Annotated in this window: 26 protein-coding genes and 1 other annotated feature; of the genes, 3 read left to right on the forward strand and 23 right to left on the reverse strand. The window is 42.5% G+C overall.

Translation table 11 applies throughout. The features are described from left to right. The first annotated feature begins 228 nt into the window (after positions 1 to 228). Complete coding sequence (locus OIT90_RS08280) at positions 229 to 861, forward strand: LysE family transporter (RefSeq protein ID WP_073979793.1); 633 nt, start codon at positions 229 to 231, stop codon at positions 859 to 861. A 45-nt stretch (positions 862 to 906) separates the two neighbouring features. On the opposite strand, the gene OIT90_RS08285 is transcribed toward OIT90_RS08280, so the two are convergent. The 5 genes from OIT90_RS08285 to nadB all read right to left on the reverse strand — a co-directional run bounded on the left by OIT90_RS08285 (position 907) and on the right by nadB (position 6753). Beyond that, positions 907 to 1524: a YhcN/YlaJ family sporulation lipoprotein gene (locus OIT90_RS08285; RefSeq protein ID WP_059375683.1), complete on the reverse strand. Its 618-nt coding sequence runs from the start codon at positions 1522 to 1524 to the stop codon at positions 907 to 909. A 334-nt stretch (positions 1525 to 1858) separates the two neighbouring features. Further along, positions 1859 to 3106 carry a SafA/ExsA family spore coat assembly protein gene (gene safA / locus OIT90_RS08290; RefSeq protein ID WP_474892436.1) on the reverse strand — a complete coding sequence of 416 codons (1248 nt, stop codon included), beginning with the start codon at positions 3104 to 3106 and terminating at the stop codon, positions 1859 to 1861. A gap of 131 nt (positions 3107 to 3237) precedes the next feature. Further along, positions 3238 to 4347 carry a quinolinate synthase NadA gene (nadA, locus tag OIT90_RS08295; RefSeq protein ID WP_039180349.1) on the reverse strand — a complete coding sequence of 370 codons (1110 nt, stop codon included), beginning with the start codon at positions 4345 to 4347 and terminating at the stop codon, positions 3238 to 3240. Beyond that, positions 4334 to 5197, reverse strand: coding sequence for a carboxylating nicotinate-nucleotide diphosphorylase (nadC, locus tag OIT90_RS08300; RefSeq protein WP_073979796.1), 864 nt, complete (start codon positions 5195 to 5197; stop codon positions 4334 to 4336). Before nadC ends, nadA begins: the two co-directional genes overlap by 14 nt. Then, complete coding sequence (gene nadB / locus OIT90_RS08305; RefSeq protein WP_474892437.1) at positions 5179 to 6753, reverse strand: L-aspartate oxidase; 1575 nt, start codon at positions 6751 to 6753, stop codon at positions 5179 to 5181. The genes nadC and nadB overlap by 19 nt, the downstream gene beginning before the upstream one ends. Before the next feature lie 94 nt (positions 6754 to 6847). Between nadB and OIT90_RS08310 the strand changes: the two genes are divergently transcribed. Then, positions 6848 to 7990 carry an IscS subfamily cysteine desulfurase gene (locus OIT90_RS08310; protein ID WP_474892438.1) on the forward strand — a complete coding sequence of 381 codons (1143 nt, stop codon included), beginning with the start codon at positions 6848 to 6850 and terminating at the stop codon, positions 7988 to 7990. 3 nt (positions 7991 to 7993) lie between these two features. Beyond that, positions 7994 to 8536, forward strand: coding sequence for a transcription repressor NadR (locus OIT90_RS08315; protein ID WP_039180361.1), 543 nt, complete (start codon positions 7994 to 7996; stop codon positions 8534 to 8536). Positions 8537 to 8560: 24 nt separating this feature from the next. Here OIT90_RS08315 and pheA read toward each other — a convergent pair whose 3' ends face one another. The 18 genes from pheA to OIT90_RS08405 form a co-directional block, all read right to left on the reverse strand. Beyond that, the gene (pheA, locus tag OIT90_RS08320; protein ID WP_474892439.1) at positions 8561 to 9439 is read right to left on the reverse strand and encodes a prephenate dehydratase; all 879 of its coding nucleotides are present in this window, start codon (positions 9437 to 9439) and stop codon (positions 8561 to 8563) included. Positions 9440 to 9457: 18 nt separating this feature from the next. Beyond that, on the reverse strand, positions 9458 to 9901 hold the full coding sequence (locus OIT90_RS08325; protein WP_251219680.1) for an ACT domain-containing protein: 444 nt from the start codon (positions 9899 to 9901) through the stop codon (positions 9458 to 9460). 55 nt (positions 9902 to 9956) lie between these two features. Continuing rightward, positions 9957 to 11243, reverse strand: a complete 1287-nt coding sequence (gene obgE, locus OIT90_RS08330; RefSeq protein WP_039180364.1) for a GTPase ObgE — start codon at positions 11241 to 11243, stop codon at positions 9957 to 9959. 21 nt (positions 11244 to 11264) lie between these two features. Next, positions 11265 to 11858: a sporulation initiation phosphotransferase B gene (locus OIT90_RS08335; RefSeq protein ID WP_073979799.1), complete on the reverse strand. Its 594-nt coding sequence runs from the start codon at positions 11856 to 11858 to the stop codon at positions 11265 to 11267. 256 nt (positions 11859 to 12114) lie between these two features. Then, positions 12115 to 12399 (reverse strand): 50S ribosomal protein L27, encoded by a 285-nt coding sequence (rpmA, locus tag OIT90_RS08340; protein WP_003216586.1) that lies wholly within the window; start codon positions 12397 to 12399, stop codon positions 12115 to 12117. A 5-nt stretch (positions 12400 to 12404) separates the two neighbouring features. Further along, the gene (locus OIT90_RS08345; RefSeq protein ID WP_260774545.1) at positions 12405 to 12749 is read right to left on the reverse strand and encodes a ribosomal-processing cysteine protease Prp; all 345 of its coding nucleotides are present in this window, start codon (positions 12747 to 12749) and stop codon (positions 12405 to 12407) included. Positions 12750 to 12763: 14 nt separating this feature from the next. After that, complete coding sequence (gene rplU / locus OIT90_RS08350; protein WP_003216781.1) at positions 12764 to 13072, reverse strand: 50S ribosomal protein L21; 309 nt, start codon at positions 13070 to 13072, stop codon at positions 12764 to 12766. Positions 13073 to 13084: 12 nt separating this feature from the next. Next, positions 13085 to 13157, reverse strand: a sequence feature (ribosomal protein L21 leader region). A gap of 66 nt (positions 13158 to 13223) precedes the next feature. Beyond that, positions 13224 to 14093: a M50 family metallopeptidase gene (locus OIT90_RS08355; RefSeq protein ID WP_047203338.1), complete on the reverse strand. Its 870-nt coding sequence runs from the start codon at positions 14091 to 14093 to the stop codon at positions 13224 to 13226. Next, positions 14086 to 14877: a peptidoglycan DD-metalloendopeptidase family protein gene (locus OIT90_RS08360; protein WP_474892440.1), complete on the reverse strand. Its 792-nt coding sequence runs from the start codon at positions 14875 to 14877 to the stop codon at positions 14086 to 14088. The genes OIT90_RS08355 and OIT90_RS08360 overlap by 8 nt, the downstream gene beginning before the upstream one ends. A 180-nt stretch (positions 14878 to 15057) precedes the next feature. Next, complete coding sequence (gene minD, locus OIT90_RS08365; RefSeq protein WP_017358134.1) at positions 15058 to 15861, reverse strand: septum site-determining protein MinD; 804 nt, start codon at positions 15859 to 15861, stop codon at positions 15058 to 15060. A gap of 2 nt (positions 15862 to 15863) precedes the next feature. Then, positions 15864 to 16547 carry a septum site-determining protein MinC gene (gene minC / locus OIT90_RS08370; protein WP_039180377.1) on the reverse strand — a complete coding sequence of 228 codons (684 nt, stop codon included), beginning with the start codon at positions 16545 to 16547 and terminating at the stop codon, positions 15864 to 15866. Positions 16548 to 16601: 54 nt separating this feature from the next. After that, positions 16602 to 17120: a rod shape-determining protein MreD gene (gene mreD, locus OIT90_RS08375; RefSeq protein ID WP_039180381.1), complete on the reverse strand. Its 519-nt coding sequence runs from the start codon at positions 17118 to 17120 to the stop codon at positions 16602 to 16604. Beyond that, entirely contained in the window at positions 17117 to 18016 is a 900-nt protein-coding gene (gene mreC, locus OIT90_RS08380; protein ID WP_039180383.1) for a rod shape-determining protein MreC, read from the reverse strand. Before mreC ends, mreD begins: the two co-directional genes overlap by 4 nt. Positions 18017 to 18043: 27 nt before the next feature. Continuing rightward, positions 18044 to 19063, reverse strand: a complete 1020-nt coding sequence (locus OIT90_RS08385; protein WP_007501538.1) for a rod shape-determining protein — start codon at positions 19061 to 19063, stop codon at positions 18044 to 18046. Positions 19064 to 19152: 89 nt separating this feature from the next. Then, positions 19153 to 19827 carry a RadC family protein gene (gene radC, locus OIT90_RS08390; protein WP_029706175.1) on the reverse strand — a complete coding sequence of 225 codons (675 nt, stop codon included), beginning with the start codon at positions 19825 to 19827 and terminating at the stop codon, positions 19153 to 19155. A 47-nt stretch (positions 19828 to 19874) separates the two neighbouring features. Beyond that, the gene (locus OIT90_RS08395; RefSeq protein ID WP_039180386.1) at positions 19875 to 20444 is read right to left on the reverse strand and encodes a Maf family protein; all 570 of its coding nucleotides are present in this window, start codon (positions 20442 to 20444) and stop codon (positions 19875 to 19877) included. A 177-nt stretch (positions 20445 to 20621) separates the two neighbouring features. Further along, positions 20622 to 21638, reverse strand: coding sequence for an SPOR domain-containing protein (locus OIT90_RS08400; RefSeq protein ID WP_039183241.1), 1017 nt, complete (start codon positions 21636 to 21638; stop codon positions 20622 to 20624). 156 nt (positions 21639 to 21794) lie between these two features. After that, positions 21795 to 22526, reverse strand: coding sequence for a prepilin peptidase (locus OIT90_RS08405; RefSeq protein ID WP_268464271.1), 732 nt, complete (start codon positions 22524 to 22526; stop codon positions 21795 to 21797). Positions 22527 to 22566 lie beyond the last annotated feature (40 nt).

Here is a 22566-nt window from a genome sequence, read left to right on the forward strand (position 1 = left end):
TCCACATCAGTGTAGCATAGAGACATCATGAAGAAAAGAAGATTCAGGAAAATAGTTCCTTTCCCCTACAAGCGTTATAGATCATGTTGATATACAGTCTTCTATACATCATCTATCTCTCTCATTTCAATTAAATCTGAAATAATCATTGATCCTTTTCTCCTATTATGTATAATTAATCTAAACGGAGAATTTTTATACAATTTATTTAAAGGAAGTTCTAGTCGATTGCAAACATTTCTCACATTTATCGTCGTAGGATTCTCAATTGCTCTGCCTGTTGGAGCAATCACGGTTGAAATGACAAAACAGGGACTGAAAAACGGATTTTTTCATGGTTTAACTGTCGGAGCAGGCGGTATGACCATAGACTTATTACTCATCTTGGCTTTATATGCTGGATTTGCTCAGTTTTTATCTTTGCCGTTTGTTCAAATCCCGCTCTGGCTGATTGGAGCTGTATTTTTAATGATTCTCGCATACGATTCCATTAAAAATGCGGATCAAGATATTCATTTAGCAGGAGAAAAGGTCAATAAATCATTCGTGAAAACATATCGAAACGGCTTGCTCGTGGCGGTATCTCCTGGAAATCTTGTGTTCTGGGTTTCTGTTTTTGGTGCTGTACTTGCAGATGCTTATACAAAAACAGATTCATCTGAATTTATGCTGGCTGCCGGCGGTATTTTGGCAGGGATTCTCCTTCATGACATTGGTCTACTCACCCTTGTATCCTTAACAAGAAAAGTGATGAATCGGACGATGATCAAGTGGACATCCATTATTGCTGGTATTTTATTATTAGGGTTTGGCTGTTATTTCTTTTACGAATTTTATATAGGCATCAAGGTTTATTTTTAAGAAAAGGCTAAAGTTCGTGATGAACTTTAGCCTTTTTGTGTCAAACTATCGGGTCATGCCTGTTTGTCCTGTTTCAAATTGCGTTCTTCTCATATCTCTAAAGCGTGTGAATGCACCTTCATCTTTCATGACTTGGACTGCTCTTCCATCTGCATAACGAGTCGCTGCTTCTTCTACTTGTGATACACCTTCTGACGTCAGGCGGCCATCTGATTTAATGGCAATATACACATTCTCATCCGTCACCATGACTTGAGAGTCTGCCACGTGATTCATTTTATTGACGCGGTTGGCAATTTTTCTTGAACGCTGGATGTTCTCTTGTTTATCGTAGCCTGAGAACGACATTTGGTTATGATAGTTCATATCTCCATGACTGTAGCGTCCATCTCCACCTGCAAGAGGCATTCGATCATCGGCTTGAGGACGGGTGCGATAATCAACATTCGTTGTATTCCCACCGTTCATCCCTTCCATGAGTTCAGAAACTGGTCCTTGATGATCTTGGTTATTGTCATCTGCACGGTTATTCGAATGATATCCGACCGGCTGACCTGATTGATTATGCCTTGTATCTACACCTGCATTGTCATTTGTACCACATGCTGTTAACCCAATAGGAAGAAGCACTAATGCGATTGTTTTTTGCCATTTTTGTCTCAAACGAAAAACCCCCTGTACAAATTCAATCTCATGAGCGCGAAACAGGCTCTGTTTTAGCATGTACAGTTAGGAAGAAAATCAAGCTGTCAGTTATAAACAAAAAAAGGAACGATTGAGATCGTCCCTTCTGGTATGGTGACAAAAGGCTAAAATGTTCTTGATTTTAGCCTTTTGTCTTCTTTTCAGCGTAATAGAAAACCTTTGCATTCTAGGAAGGACGAGCACAGGAGCGGAGCGAATTTGACATTCGTGAGCACCGGAGCGCAGACCTGACACCGAATGCGAGGGTTTGTCTACACGCTGAAAGGAACGATTGAGATCGTTCCTTCTGTCATTAATCCTCTTCTTCCTCCTCCGGCCTTGCAAATACGGATTGACCTGGATATGGCTGCATATATGGCTGAGCTGGATAAGCTCCCATTTGGCCATAAGGAACAGGATTCGGATAATGTCCTGGCCAAGGCTGATGATGCTTCATTCCATCATCACATCCGCAGTCTTCCTTGCCATATGCTGCATTTGAGACGTTTGGATAAAAGCCTTGATTTGCATTGGCATTTGCATTGGCGTTTGAATGCATATGGTGATGCCAGTGATGTCCGTCGTTTGCATGGTGCTCATGATTCTCCCCGTAGTAAGCAGGCGCTTGATACGCAGGATAATATGGATGAGCCGGGTATGGATATGGCATCATATGATGGTGATAATATGGATGGATAGGATAACATAGTCCTGATCCCGGTAAAATTGGTGATGCCGGCACCATTTGCTGCGGATATGGATACATCGCCGGCATGTAATGACCATGACCATAACCAAAATAAGGATCATATGGTTCATGATGATGCTGGTGATGATGCTCGTTATTTTCAGCCACTCCTCCTACCGCTGCCCCTCCCACATTTGGCATTTGCGGGAAGTTAGGAAGGTTTGGGTAATTGCCATGCTCCATGTCTTTTCCCTCCTCTTTTTGATGCGGAATATGAATAAACGGGTCATATCCCTTTGCCACTTCATCTTTTAGATGACCTTTATTTTCATGGTGAAAATGGTCTTTGTTATCTTTATGGTCCTTATTTTCATGATGGGAATGACCCTTGTTATCTTTATGGTCTTTATTCTCATGATGAAAATGATCCTTGTGATCTTTTTTCTCGTGAACGTGATCTTTTTTCTCATAATGATCTTTTTTGGGAGGAGGCGTGAATGGCTGGTAGAGATTGGTCTGATAATAGTTCACATCGACTTGTGGAAAAACTGGCTGCTCGATCTTTGGCACTGGCGGTACATAAGGTACCGGTTCATTTGGCTTTTCCTTCGGTTTTGTATCTTGCACTTGCACGACATCTTTTGGCTTTTCTTTCACATACGGATGTTCTTTCGTTTTTGGCATTTCTTTTGCTTTGTGATGATCTGTTTTTACAGGAACACCACTAGATGGAATTTTAATCTTCATACCCGGCATGATCAAATCAGGATTACTGAGCTGAGAATTTAGTTTTTTCAATTCTTGAAAGTCGACTCCGTATTTCTTTGAAATTTTCCAAAGGGAGTCTCCTTTTTGCACAATATGAATTTTCAACGTTTTCCCCTCCTATGCAAAACGTGAACGTAACGGTTATGTCAGAAGTACAATATGTTTCAACATAAATTTATGCCTATTTACAAGCCGATATGATAAAAACTTGTTTTCTGATAGGAGGGGCTGAATCATTATTTAATGGCGAGCATTTTCTCGAGTGCAAGCAAAGCGTCTTTCGTGATGTCTTCATTGACCTGTATCAACCCGACCGGCTGACCCTTTTCAATGCTTTCAAGTGACCATAGCAAATGAGGCAGATCAATCCGGTTCATCGTCAAGCATGGACACATATCTGGGTTAAGGGATTCAATTTGTTTATCTGGGTGCTGCGCTATGATCCGTTTGACTAAATTCATCTCTGTTCCAATCGCCCACTTGCTGCCTGCTGGCGCCTGTTTGATCGTATCAATAATAAATTTCGTTGAACCTGCTAGGTCAGAAGCCCTTACGACCTCATGCGTGCATTCAGGATGGACAAGAATTTGAATGTCACGGTCTTTTTTTCTCATTTCTTCTATATTCCGAACGGTAAATTTCTCATGTACGGAGCAATGGCCCTTCCATAAAATCATCTTGATCCGGGAAAGCGGCTGATCGGTGATGAGCTTTTCTTCTATCTGATCCCAGACAGCCATTTCTTCTAGCGGAATACCTAAATCAAAAGCCGTATTACGCCCTAGGTGCTGATCAGGGAGAAACAGAATCCGCTCTTTTTGCGTCATCGCCCACTCGAGTACTTTTTTAGCATTTGATGAAGTAACAGTCGCCCCGCCATGCTTGCCGACAAATGCTTTAATATCTGCTGTTGAATTGACATACGTAAGCGGAAGTATTGTATCTCCAAACAGATCAGTGAGCTGCTCCCATGCTCTGTCTGTTTGTTTCATGTTTGCCATATCTGCCATGGAACAGCCTGCTCTCATATCTGGCAATACGACGCTTTGATTCTTGTTTGACAGCATATCTGCCGTTTCTGCCATAAAGTGAACACCGCAGAACACAATGTATTCAGCCTCGTGATTGTCGGCCGCTATTTGTGCCAGCTGCAATGAATCTCCTGTTGCATCTGCAAATTCGATGACCTCATCCTTTTGATAATGATGACCCGGTATAAAAAGCTTTGATCCAAAAGCCCGCTTGATTTCTAACACTCGCTGCTTCATTTCATCATCAGAGCGGTGTTTATATTCATCTGGCATCATGGCTGCATGTTGATTGGCTAATACATTAAGCATGGACATGAGTTGTTCCCCCTTTATGACTGAATTCCATATTCATACTAAAATCAAATGCTGGAGCAGAATGTGTTAGAAAACCAAGTGAAATCAAGTCGACTCCTGTCCCCCTGTAGCTTGGCAATGTCTCTAGCGTAATGCCCCCTGAAGCCTCTGTCAGAATGGACTCTGGCGTCATTTGTTTAAAACGTTTAACCTCGTCCGGAGAGCAGTTATCAAACATGATGACATCCGCTTTTGCATCAATGGCTTCCATTAGCTGCGTTTCTGATTCAATTTCCACTTCAATTTTCACCATATGACCGGCATATGCTCTTGCTTTTTCTACAGCTTCACGAATAGAGCCGCATGCGGCAATATGATTATCTTTAATCATGACCCCATCTGATAAGCCAAAGCGATGATTCTTTCCACCGCCTGTCTTCACTGCGTATTTCTCTAACATACGCAAGCCGGGTGTCGTTTTTCTCGTATCACAAATCGTAATAGACGGGTCACCTAATCGCTGCACCGCCTCATGTGTTAAGGTGGCGATACCTGTTATTCGCTGCAATAGATTTAAAATGACCCTCTCTCCCTTTAATAAGTCGTTGACTGGGCCCTTTATTTTCGCCAGTACAGCGCCTGAATGAATCCAATCACCTTCTTGAAAAAACAGCTCAGTTTGAATCTGTTCATTCAACAGGCGGTAACCTATTTCAATCAGTTGTGATCCTGCCAATACACCAGATTGTTTCGCAATGATAAGAGCTGTTCCTTTCTTGTCTCCAAAGATGGCATCAGCTGATACATCTCCAAAGCCAATATCCTCTGTAAAAAAATGAGTGAGCATTTGTTTTAACTGTAAACGTTCCATTTGGCACCGATCCTTTCATTTTTCATGATATGAATATGACCTTTTTCATGAACAATCTGCCTGCCCTGCCACAACGCATCGCTTCGCTCTGGATAATCCATTCGATAATGGCCGCCTCTGCTTTCTGTACGGAGTAATGCAGATTGAGCAAGGCAAACCGCTAATGCCCATTGATTGCTTAATTCGATCTGTTCATTTGTGATATCCTTCACATTAATTTGCTGAAAAGTGACATGCTGTAACGTATGAAGCAAAGTCTGCAAGCCCTTTTCATCTCTCACAATGGCTGCAAATGTAGTCATCCATTGTCTCAGCTGATCCTTTGAAATCATTGGAACCATCCATATTTCTTGAATAGAAAAAGGTGGACTTGTTTCTTTCTGTTTAGGCAGCTGTTCAATTCTTTGTGCCGCTTTGCTGCCTAACACGAGACCTTCCAGAAGAGAATTACTCGCCAATCGATTCGCACCGTGTAAGCCAGTACAGGCCGCTTCTCCAATGGCAAATAGCGCTGGAACAGTCGTTTCTCCATATTCATTGACACTGATACCGCCCATTAAAAAGTGCATACCCGGGGAAATTGGCAGCCTGCCGCTCGCCATATTGACACCTGCACGCTGACACATCGCATCTATTGCGGGAAAACGGGCTGAAAAATGCGGAATATCATGGATGTTAAGATACAATTGATGGCCTAATTGCTGCTCATGAAAAATAGCTCTAGCGACCACATCTCTAGGTGCTAAATCAGCTTGTTGGTGAATACCTTTCATGATCCGCCTGCCTGTTTCATCTTCTAAATAAGCTCCCTCTCCCCGTACTGCCTCTGAAATGAGACCAACTGCTTTTCCATCGATTGTCAAAAGAGTTGGATGGAATTGAACAAATTCTAGATCCACTAATTGCGCACCTGCTCGATAGGCCATCATCAGTCCGTCTCCTGTTACAGAAGGATCATTTGTGTTTGTCTCATATAGGGAGCCGCAGCCGCCTGTTGATAAAACAACGGCATCTGCGGTCATTGTTTGTACGTGTCCTGTCTCGTCTTTCCATACAACACCCTTGCATGTCCCTTCATGAACCAATAGATCAATGACATGATGATATTCATATAAATGAATATGTGAGCCGAGCTGACTTTTCAGATACTGTACAAGGGTTTTCCCTGTTTGATCTCCTCCTGCATGCAAGATGCGATGAGTGGTGTGTGCCCCCTCTTTGCCTAATTGCGGCTCTCCCGCTTCATCTTGATCAAATGGACATCCATCTGCTACGAGCTGCTGCACAAGATGTTTTCCAAGTCTCACGATTTCTTGTACGGTTCTTTCATCATTGTGGTCACAGCCAGCATCTAGTGTATCTTGCACATGCTGCTCAGCTGAATCATGTGCTGAAAAGGCAGCAGCAATTCCACCTTGTGCCAGCATGGAATTACTAGATGAAAATTGTTTTTTTGTCATCATGATGACCTGGCAGTTTTTCGAGATATTTCTTGCAAAGGAAAGCGCTGCAATTCCTGATCCCACCACAATAACTTTTTTGATTGATGACACCATTGCCCCTCCTGTCATTTACACCTGTCTTGACACATATCATTACACAACACTAAAATAAATACAAGAAAAAATTTTCACACGGGAGATGGATAGGTTGGTTTATTTAGATTACGCAGCTTCTACACCTGTTTCAGAAGAAGCACTGCATGTTTTTGAGCAGCTGAGTAAAAATTTCTACGGAAATGCAAGCAGTCTTCATGATGCTGGGGGAAAAGCAAATGACATATTGACTTACAGCAGACAATCACTCGCTGCCATGATCGAGGGTGAACCAGATGGGATCTACTTTACAAGCGGTGGAACTGAATCCAATCTCCTTGCGATTCAATCGATCATCAATGGACTACCACCACATAAACAGCATGTCATCACAACATCAGTCGAGCACCCTTCTGTTCATCATGCAGTTAGCAGCTTAGAGCGTCTTGGCGTAAAAGTCACGATCATTGAACCGAATCAGGATGGAATCATAACAGAGGACATTCTCAAAAAAGCATTATTGCCTGAAACAGGACTCGTATCTATTCAGCATGCTAATTCAGAAACAGGGATTATCCAGCCGCTTGCTGAGTTAGCACCTCTTTTAAAAGAAAGGAACATTCTTTTTCATACAGATGCTGTGCAAACATTTGGAAAGATACGTGTGTCCATCAAAGAACTTGGAGTCGATGCCGTGTCCATCTCAAGTCATAAAGTGTATGCTCCTAAAGGCGCTGGTGCCGTTTATATGGGCGCTCATGTTCCTTGGAAACCTTTATATACAGGAGCAGTTCAGGAAAATGGCTTACGTCCAGGGACAGTGAATGTACCGTGTATCGGTGCTTTTGCTGCTGCAAGTGAACAAGCAATGCTTAGGCTGGATGAACAGCAAAAATTAGATGAACAGCTGCGTGATTATTTTCTTCAGCAGTTAAAAATCAGACAGTTGCCAGTTCGTACACTTCAGGACAATGACAATCGCCGTACGCTGCCTCATATTATTGGTTGTTTTTTTGAAGGGTTTGAAGGACAATATGTAATGTTAGCATGTAACCGGCATGGGATTTGTCTATCAACTGGAAGCGCATGTGCTTCTGGTTATCACCATCCTTCCCCTGCTGTGAAGGCATTGCGTGTATCAGATCGTGATGCCCTTCAATTTATTCGACTATCATTTGGATGGCAGTCATCAAAAGATGACATCGATCAGCTTTTGCATACATTTGAGCATTTGCAAAAGGAGAAGAAGGGAGCTTAGGACGTGGAGCAAGAGAGGAAACTCATTGGCGAAGAAAGAAGAACCGCCATTTTAGAGTGGCTGAAAGAAACAGACACACCGCTTACTGGAAGCTTTTTAGCTAAAAAAGCGGCTGTCTCTCGACAAGTCATTGTACAAGATATTTCATTATTAAAAGCAAAAAATGAACCCATTATTGCCACAAGCCAAGGCTATGTGTATATGGCAGCGCAGCATGCGCCAGAAAGAGAAATTGAACAAATCATCGCCTGTAAGCATGATCCTGCTCGCACAGAAGAGGAACTGACCTTGATTGTAGACTTTGGAGTGACGGTGAAAGATGTGATCATTGAGCACCCTGTTTATGGTGAACTAACGGCCTCCATTCGCGTCAGTACACGGAAACAAGTCGCTGATTTTGTCCATCATATTTCTAACACCGGCGCGTCCTACTTGTCAGAACTAACAGACGGCGTGCATTTGCATACTCTCTCTTCTTACAGCCAAAAGCAGCTTGACCAAGCCATTCAAGCGCTGGATGATGCTGGGTTTTTAATAAAAGACTAAAAAAATAGTGTCCTGGATGGGACACTATTTTTCATTCGTTAATTCATATGTTTGATAGCTGCCGAGCAGCTTGACCTCACAGCCAATCGCTTCTAATTCTTGAATCGCACCAGGGACTAGGACATCATCCATTTCTTTTTCGATGTCAATAATAAATAAATAGTGTCCAAGACCTGTTTTTGTCGGACGGGATTCAATTTTTGACAAGTTGAGATTCCGCCAAGAAAAAGCAGACAACACGCGGTGCAATGCACCTGATTGGTCATCCTTAGGCAGACTGACCACAATGGTCGTTTTTGGCTTTGATGAGAAACCAGAATTCATTGGGAACGATGCGTTAGGATCTTTATGTAAAATCACAAAGCGTGTATGGTTGTGCGGATAATCATGAATGTCTTTTTTCGCAATCGTCAAACCATACGTTTTTGCGGCAATTTCATTGGCAATAGCCCCGACAGCTTCATCTGGATGCTCACTGAGGTATTTTGCTGCATAGCCTGTTGATTCCACTGGCCGGTGAGGAATATGAGGGTACTGTTTTTTCAGAAATTGATGACACTGGGCAATCGCGTGAGGATGTGATTGAATGACATCTAACGTCTCCCAGCTCTCCGCTCTTGACGGGTGGACAAGCAAATGCTGCCGTATCGGTGCTGTCATCTCCCCCACAATGGACAACGCTTCTTCATGAATTAAATAATCAATCGTTAAGTTCACAGATCCTTCGAGTGCATTTTCAAGTGGAACGACCGCCAAATCGACTTCGCCCTTTGACACAGCATCCATACATTGCGGAATCGTTGCATAGGCACGCTGCACTGCATCTTTTGGAAAACAAGAGCATACGGCCAAATGAGTAAATGTTGCCTCTGGTCCAAAATAACCTACAGTTAATTGCTTCATCTGCTATGATCTCTCCTTTTACGCCCCAGAACCTAAAATTTCAACTTTTTCGACAAATTCAAGCTTTCTTAATTGATTCATGACGGTGTTAATATCATCTGCCATACCTGCCGTACTAATCGATAGGGTGACATTTGCTCTTCCTTGCAGCGGAATCGTTTGGTGAATGGATAACACATTACAGCCAGAGTCAGCCACAATTTGAAGCAGCCTTGACAGAGCCCCAGACCGGTCCTCAAGGTGGAAAAACAATGTGATGATCTGCTCTTTCACCATTGTATAAAATGGAAAAACAGCATCTCGGTATTTATAAAAAGCACTGCGGCTTAAATCCGCTTTTTGAACAGCATCGGCAACTGAATCCGCTTTTTTGCGATCGAGAAGCTTTTTGACTTCAAGCGTTTTTCGCATCGCCTCTGGAAGTACATCCTCTCTTACTAAATAGAACGTTTCTTCTTTCACCTGTTTTCTCCCCTTTTAAAAACGGGAGAGCCCATGGACTGGACCCTCCTGTTGATCAATCAATAAATTCGAATTCAAATTCAAGCAGACGAATGATGTCGCCATCTTTTGCACCGCGCTCACGCAACGCATCATCGACACCCATTCCGCGCAGCTGTCTAGAGAATCGTTTAACGGATTCATCTCTTGAGAAGTCTGTCATCTTAAAGAGACGCTCAAGTGCTTTACCCGTTAAGACAAATGTGCCATCAGGATCTCTAGAGATCTCAAATGGTGCATCGCCCTCATCAAATCTGTACATCACGCGGTTATCCGACAGCTCCTCTTCATTATAGAGCGGGAATTCCGGTGTTGTTTCAAGCTGATTGGCGATTTCAAATAAGAGCTCACGAAGCCCTTCTCTTGTGATCGCACTAATCGGGAACACTTTATAGTCATCCGTTAATTTTTCTTTAAATGCCGCTAGATTGTCAGCTGCATCTGGCATGTCCATTTTGTTCGCAACAATGATTTGCGGACGCTCTGTCAATCTCATATTGTATTGCTCAAGCTCTTCATTAATCGTCACGTAGTCTTCGTATGGGTCACGCCCTTCAAGTCCAGACATATCAATGACATGGACAATGACACGTGTACGCTCAATATGACGTAAAAATTGATGACCTAAGCCAACGCCTTCGTGCGCTCCTTCAATCAGTCCTGGCAGATCCGCCATAACAAAGCTTCGGTTATCGTCTGTTTCAACAACTCCGAGGTTCGGCACAAGCGTTGTAAAATGATAATCCGCAATTTTTGGTTTCGCAGAAGAGACAATTGAAAGCAGCGTTGACTTCCCGACACTTGGGAAACCAACAAGTCCAACATCTGCAAGTACTTTTAATTCTAAGATGACGTCACGTTCTTTACCTGGCTCACCGTTTTCAGAAAGCTGTGGCGCAGGATTTGCTGGTGTTGCGAAGCGTGAATTTCCACGTCCGCCACGTCCGCCTTTGGCAATCACAGCCCGCTGCCCATGCTCTGTCAAGTCAGCTAGTACTTGTTCCGTCTCTGCATCTGTCACAACCGTACCAGGCGGAACTTTGACAATCATTTCTTCCGCATTTCGGCCATGCTGGTTTTTACTCATTCCATGCTCGCCGCGGTCAGCCTTGAAATGACGCTTATAACGAAAGTCCATTAACGTTCTAAGTCCTTCGTCTACTTCAAATACAACATCTGCACCATTTCCGCCGTCGCCGCCTGCTGGGCCGCCCTTTGGTACATATTTTTCACGACGGAACGCCACCATACCGTTTCCGCCGTCACCGCCTTTAACATACACTTTAACCTGATCTACAAACATAACTTCCTCCGTTTCTCTGCATCACATATCTCGTTCTTGCCTCAAACAAAGCTCAATCATGGACTCATGAGGCGTCACATGAAATTGCGTTATACTCATACATGGATAGTTTGCGTCATGAAACGCATTTAACGCATCCAAACTTGTTAATTTTCCTTTGAAATCAAAATATAAGATCACATCATTTTCTTCATGATCTGTTTGGAACGTGACCGTTAAATGATTTTCAGTTTTTTGGCAAACTGATTGATCGAATATCGAAAACAACTCCTGTGATACCGATAGCAGCTGTGATTCATATGCTGATAAGTCTCGGGTTTCACCAAGCACTTCATATTCTAAGGTGATAAAATGCGACTCCCAATTAAATGTTAGAAAGTAATAGGCCAATTGGGGAATTTTTAAATTTGAGAGTTTGGATTCATGCTGTGCTTCAATGACCATTTCTTCTATAATTTCAAACACGCGGTCATATTTTTCTAATGTCAAGTTGCCTTTGATCAGCTGTAATTTATTCATCCAGTCGTGTCTTGAACGACTGAGCAGATAGATCAATTCATTTGTTAATGCAACGTGAGTTAATTTTTCATTTTCTTTACTTGGTATCTCTTCCATTATCGCACTCCCAATCGTTTGGTCTCTCTTTTAGGAGTCTTATCATCAATATGTCTCCCTGAATTATAACAGAGAAGACAGCATAGAAAAACACTAGTTATGTGAGGAAAGGTTGTTTTTTCTGATCGTATAGGAGAAAATGAGGCAAAGTCAGCAAACGTTCTTTGATATTTATGGAGTGCATCTTCTTTTATCATCTTCGGTACTGCTTGTAAAAGTGAAAAAAACTCCAGTCAATGACCGGAGTTTTTAGCAATTATTGTGCCGCAGGATATACGCTCACTTTTTTACGGTCACGACCGAAACGTTCGAATTTAACCGTTCCGTCGATTTTAGCGAAAAGAGTGTCGTCGCCTCCGCGTCCAACGTTTTCACCTGGATAGATTTTCGTTCCACGTTGACGATAAAGGATAGAACCACCAGTTACGAATTGACCATCAGCACGTTTAGCGCCTAAACGTTTAGACTCAGAGTCACGTCCGTTCTTTGTAGAACCTACCCCTTTTTTAGATGCGAAAAATTGAAGATCTAATCTAAGCATGAAGTTCACCTCCTATTTTTTGTTGATATTCTCACATAATCGTGATAATCTCGTTCAATTGTCTCTAAGGAAACGACCATGCCTTCTAAAAGCAGCTGGGCTTTTTCAAAGGATACTGGATCTGTATCAGCCGGCAGTTCAAAAGAGAAGTAGCCGCCTTCTTCACCAATATCAAGCAGTGGGTCCAATCCTGTCAGTGCAATAATTGAATTGACTGAGCCGAAAACAACAGCAGATACACCTGCACAAACGAGATCCTGACCTTTTTCAGCAAACTCGGCATGTCCAGTCATCTGAAAAGACGTAATGCTTTCATCTGCTGATGACCGAGTAATGGTTGCTTTGATCATATCACTCACACGCCTTAAGCGTTGATTTTTTCGATAACAACTTTAGTGTAAGGTTGACGATGACCTTGTTTCTTGTGGTTGTTTTTCTTCGGTTTGTACTTGAACACAGTAATTTTCTTACCGCGACCTTGTTTTTCAACTTTAGCCGTTACTGTTGCTCCAGCAACTGAAGGGTTACCCACTTTGACAGTGTCTCCGCCGACAAACAATACGTTTTCGAAAGTTACTGTTTCACCTGCTTCAGCAGCTAGTTTTTCAACATAAACAGTTTGACCTTCTTCAACTTTTACTTGTTTACCACCAGTTTCGATAATTGCGTACATCTCTGCACCTCCTAATAAACTCAGACTCGCCGAATACAGGGGGCCATAGGCTCTTTACACCTGCTCCGCGCGGTTGTAGCACGGGTGCTACATATCCATAACATTAAAAAATATATCAAACTAGACGCAGAATGTCAATGTATTTTCACCATTAGTACGGTAAAAGAAGCTCTTCCATTGAGGAGGTCGTTCTGCGATCTGAAAAATACGCATGGAGCAGTTCATTTTCATCAAGCTGACTCATCTTCACGCCATCTCTTTCAATAATAATCGGATGCTTGCAGCCCCTTTGAAATCGTGCCATCACTTCGTAAACTTTTTCCTCTGCACTTGCTCTCAGCGGAATCAGTTTTTCTACCTTTTGCTCTTTTTTACCGTAATACCGTTCTAGTAAAAAACGAACCCTGACGTAATGCCTCTGCCTGTGCTCCATCACGAGTGAATAAGCTAAAAAAGTGAGCAGCACCCAGCCATTGAATTGCAGCGGTGCAAACAAAAGTAATCCTGCTGTCAATAGACCGAAAAAGACAAGTGAGCCTTTTATGGCTAGAGCATGTGCACGTTGGAAAGGGTAAAAAATAGATAAGAGCAAAAAGAATAATTTTCCGCCATCAAGCGGCCAAATGGGCAAAAGATTGACAAGAAAAATCGCCATATTATAAAAGGTAAACATCGTAAAGACGTCATGCGAGATAAGAGAAGCCTCCATGAACAGCCACGCCATGAGCTGGAGCGGTACATGCTGAAGCGGCCCGCACAAAATGACCGCCAGCTCCTCTTTTAGCGGACGGTTTCCATGTTCCTCTACTTCAACCGTTCCGCCAAATGGCAGTAAAAAAATCCGCCGAATGCGCCAATGATAATAGCATGCAGCCGCTGCATGTCCAAGTTCATGGACACAGACGATCACAAGCAGGCAAAGCAGCGGCTTAATTTGACCTGACAGAATCGCAAACGCCATCACAATCCACAGCAGCGGATGGATGTGAATTTTCGTCAGCATGAGCAGCCATCTATTCAAAGGTCATCACCTGAATAGGATCGATAAATTGTTCATTTTGTTTAATGGCAAAGTAATACGTGCCCTTCCCTTGATCATCAAGCGAAATCTGGCCAATTTTTTCACCTTTATCAACAAAATCGTATAAGGCCACATCGGCTTTCTTTAATTGACCGTACCAGCTATAGCTGTTATCTGCATGCTGCACCACAACGGTAAGCCCTGTGTCGCTTTTCTTTTTCACCTCGACCACATAGCCTTCCTTCATACTATCAATGGCTTCAGCGGATGTTTCAACTTTGACCCCTGCTCCATTTTGCGTAAAGGATTCCTGCACTTTACCAGAGGCAGGCACAGCTAGTTCTTGATTCGCTTGTACGTCCTTTTGGCCCTCTTTTTTCTCTGTTAAAAATGCCAGCGGATGTCCGACTGTTTTTTCAATCCAACGGTTGGCAGCAGCAAATTGAAAATCTTGCTCAAAGGTCTGAGTAATCACCGGCTTCAGCTGCTGAAACGGACCTGCCTGACCTTTAAACGAAATGGCAGCAATCAACACAAGGGACGCTGATAATAAGCATTTAAGCACAAAGGTATTCGGGTTAAATAAGGGATGACGATATTTCTTTGGCTGATGGGACGCCGGTTCATAGGAGGTCGAGTCAGAATGCTTTTCTTCCTCTGTCAGCATAACCCATGGCGGGATATCTTCTTTTTTCTTGAAAGCCGTCTTCTTAGGAGGAGCAGCTGGCTGCATCGTTTTGCGGCGCTGCGCGATTTTCTTTCGGTACTCGTCCACTCTTTTCATGAGATCACCCTTTACATACAAACAGTTTGTACATTTTATGTGACAACCTCATCTGATATGCAACAAAAAGACCGATTCTAAATCGAATCGGTCTCAGCGTGTAGACAAACCCTAGCATTCGTTGTCAGGTCTGCGCTCCAGTGCTCGTCCTTACTAGGCTGCAAAGGTTTTCTATCACGATTATGCTCTTACACCAAAAAATGCTTTCAGCTTTGCAAACATTCCCTTGTTTTCTTCTTCAAAGGATTGAAGCGGAACAGATTCGCCTAGTACGCGGCGGGCAATATTGCGATATGCAATCGATACTTTGTTTTTAGCATCCATAACAATCGGTTCACCATTGTTTGAAGCCTTAATCACATCATCATCATCTGCTACGATGCCAAGTAGATCAATCGACAAGTGATGTACCACTTCATCTACATCCATTGAATCGCCATTTTTCGCCATGTGTGTACGAATACGGTTGACAATCAAACGAGGCGGTTCGATATCTTCTTGTTCTAACAAACCGATGATTCGGTCCGCATCTCTCACAGCTGAGATTTCAGGTGTCGTCACGACAATGGCCTTGTCTGCACCTGATACAGCATTTTTAAAGCCTTGCTCAATTCCAGCAGGGCAGTCAATGACAACATAATCAAAGTCTTGTTTCAATGATTGAATTAATTCTTTGATCTGTTCCGGCTCCACAGCCGTTTTATCACTTGTTTGAGCAGCAGGTAAAAGATACAAAAGATCCTCGAAACGCTTATCTTTTACAAGCGCTTGGTGAATTTTGCATCTTCCTTCTACTACATCAACTAGATCATAAATAATGCGGTTTTCAAGCCCCATCACGACATCCAGATTCCGAAGGCCGATGTCGGTATCAACTAGACACACTTTTTTCCCTTGAATTGCTAGTGCTGTGCCTAAGTTTGCAGATGTTGTTGTTTTGCCAACGCCGCCTTTTCCTGAGGTAATCACAATAGCCTCGCCCAATTTCACATTCCTCCCTCAAGCCTTGTCAGATTAGGTCTTATATGAGCCAATTGCTGCAGGCGTTCAATGATCATATTGCCATCTATATCTAAATAAGCACATTCCATTTCATTTCCATCTTCTTTTTGGTCTGGTGCACGGTTAAAAACTTGTGCGATGCGAAGCTGTGTTGGAATCATATGAGATGCCGCAATAACAGCCTGCTTGTTGCCATTACATCCAGCATGCGCCACACCCTTTAATGCGCCAAGCACAAAAATATTTCCTCCTGCGCGAATCGTTCCGCCAGGATTGACATCTCCTATTAATAAAAGATCTCCTTCGACATACAGCACCTGTCCAGAGCGTACAATTTTTGCTACAGAAGTAATTTCAGCCTCTGCTTTTAATCGTCTCGCCTCTTCAGTTGACATGACGTCACTTTCAATGGAGTGGATCACGAGATGTTCATTTTCAGACACCGCTTCAGTCAAACGCGTCTCCTGATCCTCCGTTAAATAACGAAAACCAAGCTTAATATGCACATTGACCTTATGTCCTTCTCTTCCATCTGTATATTGCTCAAGTAAAAGAACCTCTCGCAAGCCAGAAAGAAGATCATCAAACGAACAGTCATCATTTAACTGTAATGTTAATCCGTTTTTTGTACCTTTTATCGTCACATATTGCTGTTTTTGAGTTTTCAAGATGCTCACCTCAACAACATACTCATTTCGCCGTAATTGGACAAACTCCTGCTTTTATTCGTCGATCAGTCCTTGTTTCACATTGATGAAAAAGAGCCTAAGCGGCACAACAAGTATGAGAGACGCAGCAGTATTTAAAAGAATCGTTGGAATAAAGCGTTCGATGACATACGTATTAAACGGCATAATCCCTGGTTGAATTGTCGCTTGAACGCCGTATACATAAAACTCCATGACGGAAACAGCAATAATCGACAGAAAGACGACGACTAACATATTCGTTTGCAGAACTTTAAAGGCTTTTGCTAGCAAATAGCAAAGCGCCCCAAAGCCAAACATATGAACACCAAGTATGCCTGTATATGAAATATCATATAAAAGTCCAAAGATAAATCCGTAAATCACACCATATTTTTGATTCACAAAAGCAGTCATAAATACAAGTGCAAGTAAAATGAAATGAGGAGCTAAAATTTGATTCTCTGAAACAAATGGGAGCTTCACTAAATCGACAAAAATACTGTCAAATACGAAGATAAACAACATGACGAAAGCTAGAAGGACACGTTTCACGAGCCTTCCTCCTTCGTCAATTCAGATGCATCTGCTGTACTTGTGCTGCGATTCACCACAATCACACGGTCTAAATTGTTGAGTTCAGCCGCTGGTTCTACGTAAATGATCTTTGTCAGGCCGTAATGGTCTGGCTCGATTTCACTCACCTTACCAATCGTCAAGCCTTGCGGGAATACGCCCCCTGCTCCAGATGTTTCAACAAGATCTCCTTTTTTGACATCCCCATCTGCATCGGATTTTAGAATATTCATAGTCAGCATTTTTTTCTTGCTGTCATAACCGTTAATGATTCCATTGAGTTCTTCTTTGCCCTTTTTCGCAAAAATTTTCGTTGAAATTCTATTATTTTGGTCAGTAGAGCTTAGCAACCTTACAGTTGAAGTAAAATTGTTGAGCTTATCACTTTCAATCTTCCCAATTAATGCGCCACTCTCATTTGTGACCGCCATATCTTTGTCAACGCCTTGTTTTTTCCCTTTATCAATCATCACAAAGCTATCCCAAAGAGATGGGTTTCTTGCGATAACAGTTGATAGAATTGGCGTGTAATCACGAACAGAGTTCACATAGCCAAGCTGTTTGCGAAGCTTTTTGTTCTCATCTTCTAGTTCTTGAAGTTTCGCCTCATATTGGGTTTGTCCATCAAGTTTTTTTCGAAGACGCTCGTTTTCATCATATGTGTTCTTTAAATCTTGTACGTTCCCATAAATACCGGCAATAAATTGTGATGGTTTATGAAAGACACCTTGAAAAAAGCCTGTCGTATCCCCCACTAATTTTTCCGGCCATGAAGCACCTCTGCCGCTTTTCACTGAAAAACCAATCATGGCCACCAGTACGATGACACAGACAAGGAGCAACATTAATCTTTTATTCATAAAAAACTGCGGCATGTCTTACACCTCTTTAATTACGCCCGATTATCGATTATCTTTTGATTTTCCTTTGAACAAATGAATATGTTCTAGTGCTTTCCCTGTTCCGATCGCCACACAGTCAAGCGGATCTTCAGCAATAATGACTGGCATTTTCGTTTCATCGCTAATGACTTTGTCAAGATTACGCAGTAATGCACCGCCTCCTGTTAAAACAATTCCGCGGTCCATAATATCTGCTGCCAGCTCAGGCGGGGTTTTTTCAAGCGTCATTTTTACTGCATCGACAATTGTTTCCACCGTATCGCGAAGCGCTTTTGCAATCTCTTCTGCCGTAATAGAGATTGTTTTTGGCAGACCTGTTAAAAGGTCACGTCCGCGAATGTCCATCTCATCATGTACATCAGGCTGCGCAGAACCGATTTCCATTTTAATCGCTTCTGACGTACGATCACCAATCATCAGGTTATACGTTTTACGGATATAGCTGCTGATCGCATCATCCATTTCATCACCTGCAACACGGATTGATTGTGATGTCACAATGCCGCCAAGAGAAATAATCGCTACTTCTGTTGTACCGCCGCCAATATCCACAACCATACTTCCTGTTGGCTCCCATACAGGCAGGTTAGCACCGATTGCCGCAGCAAATGGTTCTTCAATCGGGTATGCGTCACGTGCACCAGCTTGTCTTGTTGCATCAATAACTGCACGCTCTTCTACAGCTGTAATGCCAGATGGCACACATACCATGACGTAAGGTTTACGAGCAAAAAGCCCTTTGCCTTTTAATGCTTGATTAATGTAATATTTCATCATTGTTGCTGTCGTCTCGTAATCTGCAATGACTCCGTCTTTCATTGGGCGTAGTGCCACAACATTACCAGGTGTACGCCCAATCATATTTCTAGCATCATTTCCGACCGCCACTATAGACTTCGTATCAGTTTCCAAAGCTACGACCGAAGGTTCTCTCACAACTATGCCTTTTCCTTTAATAAAAACAAGCGTATTCGCTGTTCCAAGATCTATTCCAAGGTCTTTTGTACCAATTCCAAACATATGTATGTATCTTCCTTTCTTAAACCAAAATTCCCTTAGGGAAAAACTCATAAACTCTATTATATCGTAAAACATTGAAAAAAAAAGTGTTACAAATACCCTTTTTCCTTCAAACTCACAAATTTTTGATCACCTATGACAAGATGATCAAGCAGCTGTATTCCAATCAGCTTTCCACATTCAAATAGTCTCTGTGTGACTTCAATATCTTCCCTGCTGGGCGTCGGATCTCCAGATGGATGGTTGTGCACACAAATAAATGAAGCAGCGGACCGTTTAAAGGCCTCTTTGAAAATTTCACGCGGGTGAACGATGGATGAGTTCAGACTTCCAATAAACACGGTATGTTTATGAAGAACTTGATTTTTTGTGTTGAGATAAAGACAAACGAAATTTTCCTGTTGTAAAAACCTCATATCTTCCATCACAAAGTTTGCCCCATCCTCTGGTGTGCGGATTACATAGCGGTTGTCCGTCGTTTGATGGTGTAATCTAGTGCCGAGTTCTAAAGCAGCTAAAAGAGAGACCGCCTTCGCCTTTCCAACTCCTCGAATCTTCGACATTTCTTCAATTGAGGCTTCTCTTATAGTGCGAAGACCGCCAAATGTTTGCAGAAGTCTTGCGGAAATTTGAAGAACTGATTCCTTTTTTGTGCCTGTCCTTAAAAGAATCGCAACAAGTTCATGGTTTGACAGACTGCCGGGACCATATTTGATCAATCGTTCTCTCGGCTTTTCATCTTGAGGAAAATGCTTTAGCAACATAGGGAAATCGTTCATGATGCCCACTCCTTTTAGATTCCTTCCTGTCATCAAAAAGGGGTGATTCCAAATGTTTCGAGCACTCTAACTGTTTTGGCAATAGGGAGACCTACAACGGAAAAATAATCACCATCTATTTTTTGAACAAACAGTGCGCCTTTTCCTTGAATGCCATAGCTTCCCGCTTTATCAAGCGGTTCTCCCGTTTCGATATAGCGGTCTATTTCATTTTGCGTAAGTGCCCAAAACGTCACTTCTGTCTGTTCATAAAATGTTTCTTTTCTATTCTCTGACTGAATCGTGACACCCGTCAAGACTTGATGTGTCTTTCCTGACAATAATTGAAGCATTGAGGCCGCTTCTTCCTTGTCTTTTGGTTTCCCAAGACATTTGCCGTCAATTGCAACAATCGTATCTGCACCAATAATCACAGCTTCGGGATATAATCTTTGAATATCACTTGCTTTTTGTTCTGCCAACCATTGGACGTTCTCTGCAGGAGAAAAGTTTCGATTTATTTCTTCTTTTAATTGACTTGCTTGAATGTCATAAGAAAACCCTGCTAGATCAAGCAATTCTTTTCTTCTAGGGGATTGAGATGCGAGAATCAATCGGTTCATGTTTGTTCATCCTTTCAGGGTTTAGCCTAAGAAGTAAGATACCCATTCATCCTATCAAATGTACATCTTACCGACAATTTACGAAAATTCATTTTTCATGTTCCTTCATCATTATGTTGGATGAAAAAGAAAAAAACTAGTCATTTTTTGACTAGTTTGGTTTCTTAAAATATGATTTTACGTATTTAATTGATCAAGCAGTGCCTGCTGAGATTTCCACCCGTTTTCAGCAGTAGGTTCATTTAACAGCTGCACCGCTTTCAGCAAACTGCTTTTAGCTGGTGCGTCCGTTGTTTTGGCACTTTCAAGCTCAGAGATCAGCTGCGTAACGTCCTTTTGATCCACATCGTCTCCTGCAATGACCTTAGAGGATAATACAGATGCCTTTTCTATTAAACTAGTCAGCTCATCCGGTACTTGAAATGAGAGCTCCTTGCCTCCCCATGCCTCAAAGTGCTGATCAATCAGCTTCTTCCCAACAGCACTTGTCATGCCCTGTTCTGTCGCAAGCCCAGCAATGACATAATAGCCATCATCCATTGAGATCTTTTTCCCCGCATACCCTGCTTCTTTTAAACTGCCAACTAATTCATCTGCTCCTTTTTCAGAGGAAAACTTTCCAGCCTGTACGACATAGGTTGAAAAATGGCCAGAGGCGCTTTTTTCATCTTTATTCTCTTTTGATTCATCAGCAGTATCTGCTGGCGGCGCATCACCGCCCGCTTTCATTGATGATTGATTTCCGGACGCTGAAACGCTGATATCTCCCCCTGATGGATTCTGAGTACCATCTTGACTTAAGCTAAGTGCAAACACACCAAGGCCTGTCCCAAGAACCACTGCAAACACAATCGTTGTCATCACTCTCTTAAACGGGCCGCGGTTTTTACCGAACTTCTGATCAAAGGAGCCTTTTTTCTTTTGATAAGGTGTGACGACCTTTGGATCAGAATGATAAATATGATCAGCTGCGTCATCCCACTGGAAGTCTTCTTCTTTCGGTTTAGCCGGTTCTTCCTCAGATGCAGCTGTCTCCTGTTCTGACTGCCTTTTTTCCTCCCAATTCGAAAACGTCACTTGATCATCCTCTTGCTGTTTTGGCGGCTGGTGGTCATCTTCATGAAGCATTTCTTCTTTGCCATTAATATTGACTTTTAACCCTTGTTTTTTTGCCTGCCTTTTTTTCACTGTCATTCCCCGCTTTCTGACATTGTTTGTAAGAAAGACCTTTTTGTCCAATGAATCAGCGCGAATGTACCCGTCCTTCTTTCTGTTTCACACTTTAACATAGCGGAAAAAAAAAAGAACAAGACTTTTGTCGGCAGGGAAAAAAAGTGTTCGCCAATTTTTTCAACCGGTCGACCCTGCGAATGGGAGCATGACATGAGCTCCATAGAGATACAGCCAAAAAGAAAAAGAGATCGCAGGAACAAAGGGAAATGGTTCATCTAATCGAAAAGAAAAAACCTTCGCATAGGCGATTCCAGAGATACACGAGAGGAAAAGAATGAGAAGGAATGGCTTGAAGCCAAAGCAAAACGCAAGAACACCGAACAGCTTCATATCAGCTCCGCCCATGCTATTTGGCTTGAAACGTTCTAAACTATAAAACATGAGAAAGCAAAAAAGAAGCGAAGACGCTCCTTCCCACCAAATTAGAAGAGGTTCAAGCGTGCGGTATATGACGAAAAGAGGGAAAAAGAAGAGAAACAGCTCGTTTGGCACCCTCATATAAAGGAGATCACTCACGACAGCAATCACAAATAAACTACAAAGAATCACAAGAAAAAGACCTTCAAACGAAATACCAGCGATTCTATACATGAGCAAAAAAAGACTGCCTGACAGCAGCTCAACCAGTGGATATAACAAAGACAGCCGAGTGCCGCAATGCTTACAAGTTCCCCTCAATAACGCATACGAAACGAGCGGGATCATCTCGTGCAGGGAAAGCGGCTGTTTACAGACTGTGCAGTGAGAACGAGGAAGAAGAATAGATCGCTTAAGCGGCAGCCTTTCACCAACTAGATGAAAGAACGACCCCATGGTGACGCCTGCAAGAAACACAAAAATGCCTATCATATATCGTGACCCCTTCCGAGAATAAGATAGACCGGATTTT

The organism is Bacillus sp. ABR, from assembly GCF_056172715.1.

Coding starts and splice junctions, on each gene's coding strand:
- nadA (WP_039180349.1), bottom strand. CDS start 4,347: ATGTCCATGCTTAATGTATTAGCCAATCAACATGCAGCCATGATGCCA.
- nadC (WP_073979796.1), bottom strand. CDS start 5,197: ATGGAACGTTTACAGTTAAAACAAATGCTCACTCATTTTTTTACAGAG.
- nadB (WP_474892437.1), bottom strand. CDS start 6,753: ATGGTGTCATCAATCAAAAAAGTTATTGTGGTGGGATCAGGAATTGCA.
- pheA (WP_474892439.1), bottom strand. CDS start 9,439: ATGAAGCAATTAACTGTAGGTTATTTTGGACCAGAGGCAACATTTACT.
- obgE (WP_039180364.1), bottom strand. CDS start 11,243: ATGTTTGTAGATCAGGTTAAAGTGTATGTTAAAGGCGGTGACGGCGGA.
- OIT90_RS08335 (WP_073979799.1), bottom strand. CDS start 11,858: ATGGAAGAGATACCAAGTAAAGAAAATGAAAAATTAACTCACGTTGCA.
- rpmA (WP_003216586.1), bottom strand. CDS start 12,399: ATGCTTAGATTAGATCTTCAATTTTTCGCATCTAAAAAAGGGGTAGGT.
- OIT90_RS08345 (WP_260774545.1), bottom strand. CDS start 12,749: ATGATCAAAGCAACCATTACTCGGTCATCAGCAGATGAAAGCATTACG.
- rplU (WP_003216781.1), bottom strand. CDS start 13,072: ATGTACGCAATTATCGAAACTGGTGGTAAACAAGTAAAAGTTGAAGAA.
- OIT90_RS08360 (WP_474892440.1), bottom strand. CDS start 14,877: ATGAAAAGAGTGGACGAGTACCGAAAGAAAATCGCGCAGCGCCGCAAA.
- mreC (WP_039180383.1), bottom strand. CDS start 18,016: ATGCCGCAGTTTTTTATGAATAAAAGATTAATGTTGCTCCTTGTCTGT.
- OIT90_RS08385 (WP_007501538.1), bottom strand. CDS start 19,063: ATGTTTGGAATTGGTACAAAAGACCTTGGAATAGATCTTGGAACAGCG.
- radC (WP_029706175.1), bottom strand. CDS start 19,827: ATGTTGCTAAAGCATTTTCCTCAAGATGAAAAGCCGAGAGAACGATTG.
- OIT90_RS08395 (WP_039180386.1), bottom strand. CDS start 20,444: ATGAACCGATTGATTCTCGCATCTCAATCCCCTAGAAGAAAAGAATTG.
- OIT90_RS08400 (WP_039183241.1), bottom strand. CDS start 21,638: ATGACAGTGAAAAAAAGGCAGGCAAAAAAACAAGGGTTAAAAGTCAAT.
- OIT90_RS08405 (WP_268464271.1), bottom strand. CDS start 22,526: ATGATAGGCATTTTTGTGTTTCTTGCAGGCGTCACCATGGGGTCGTTC.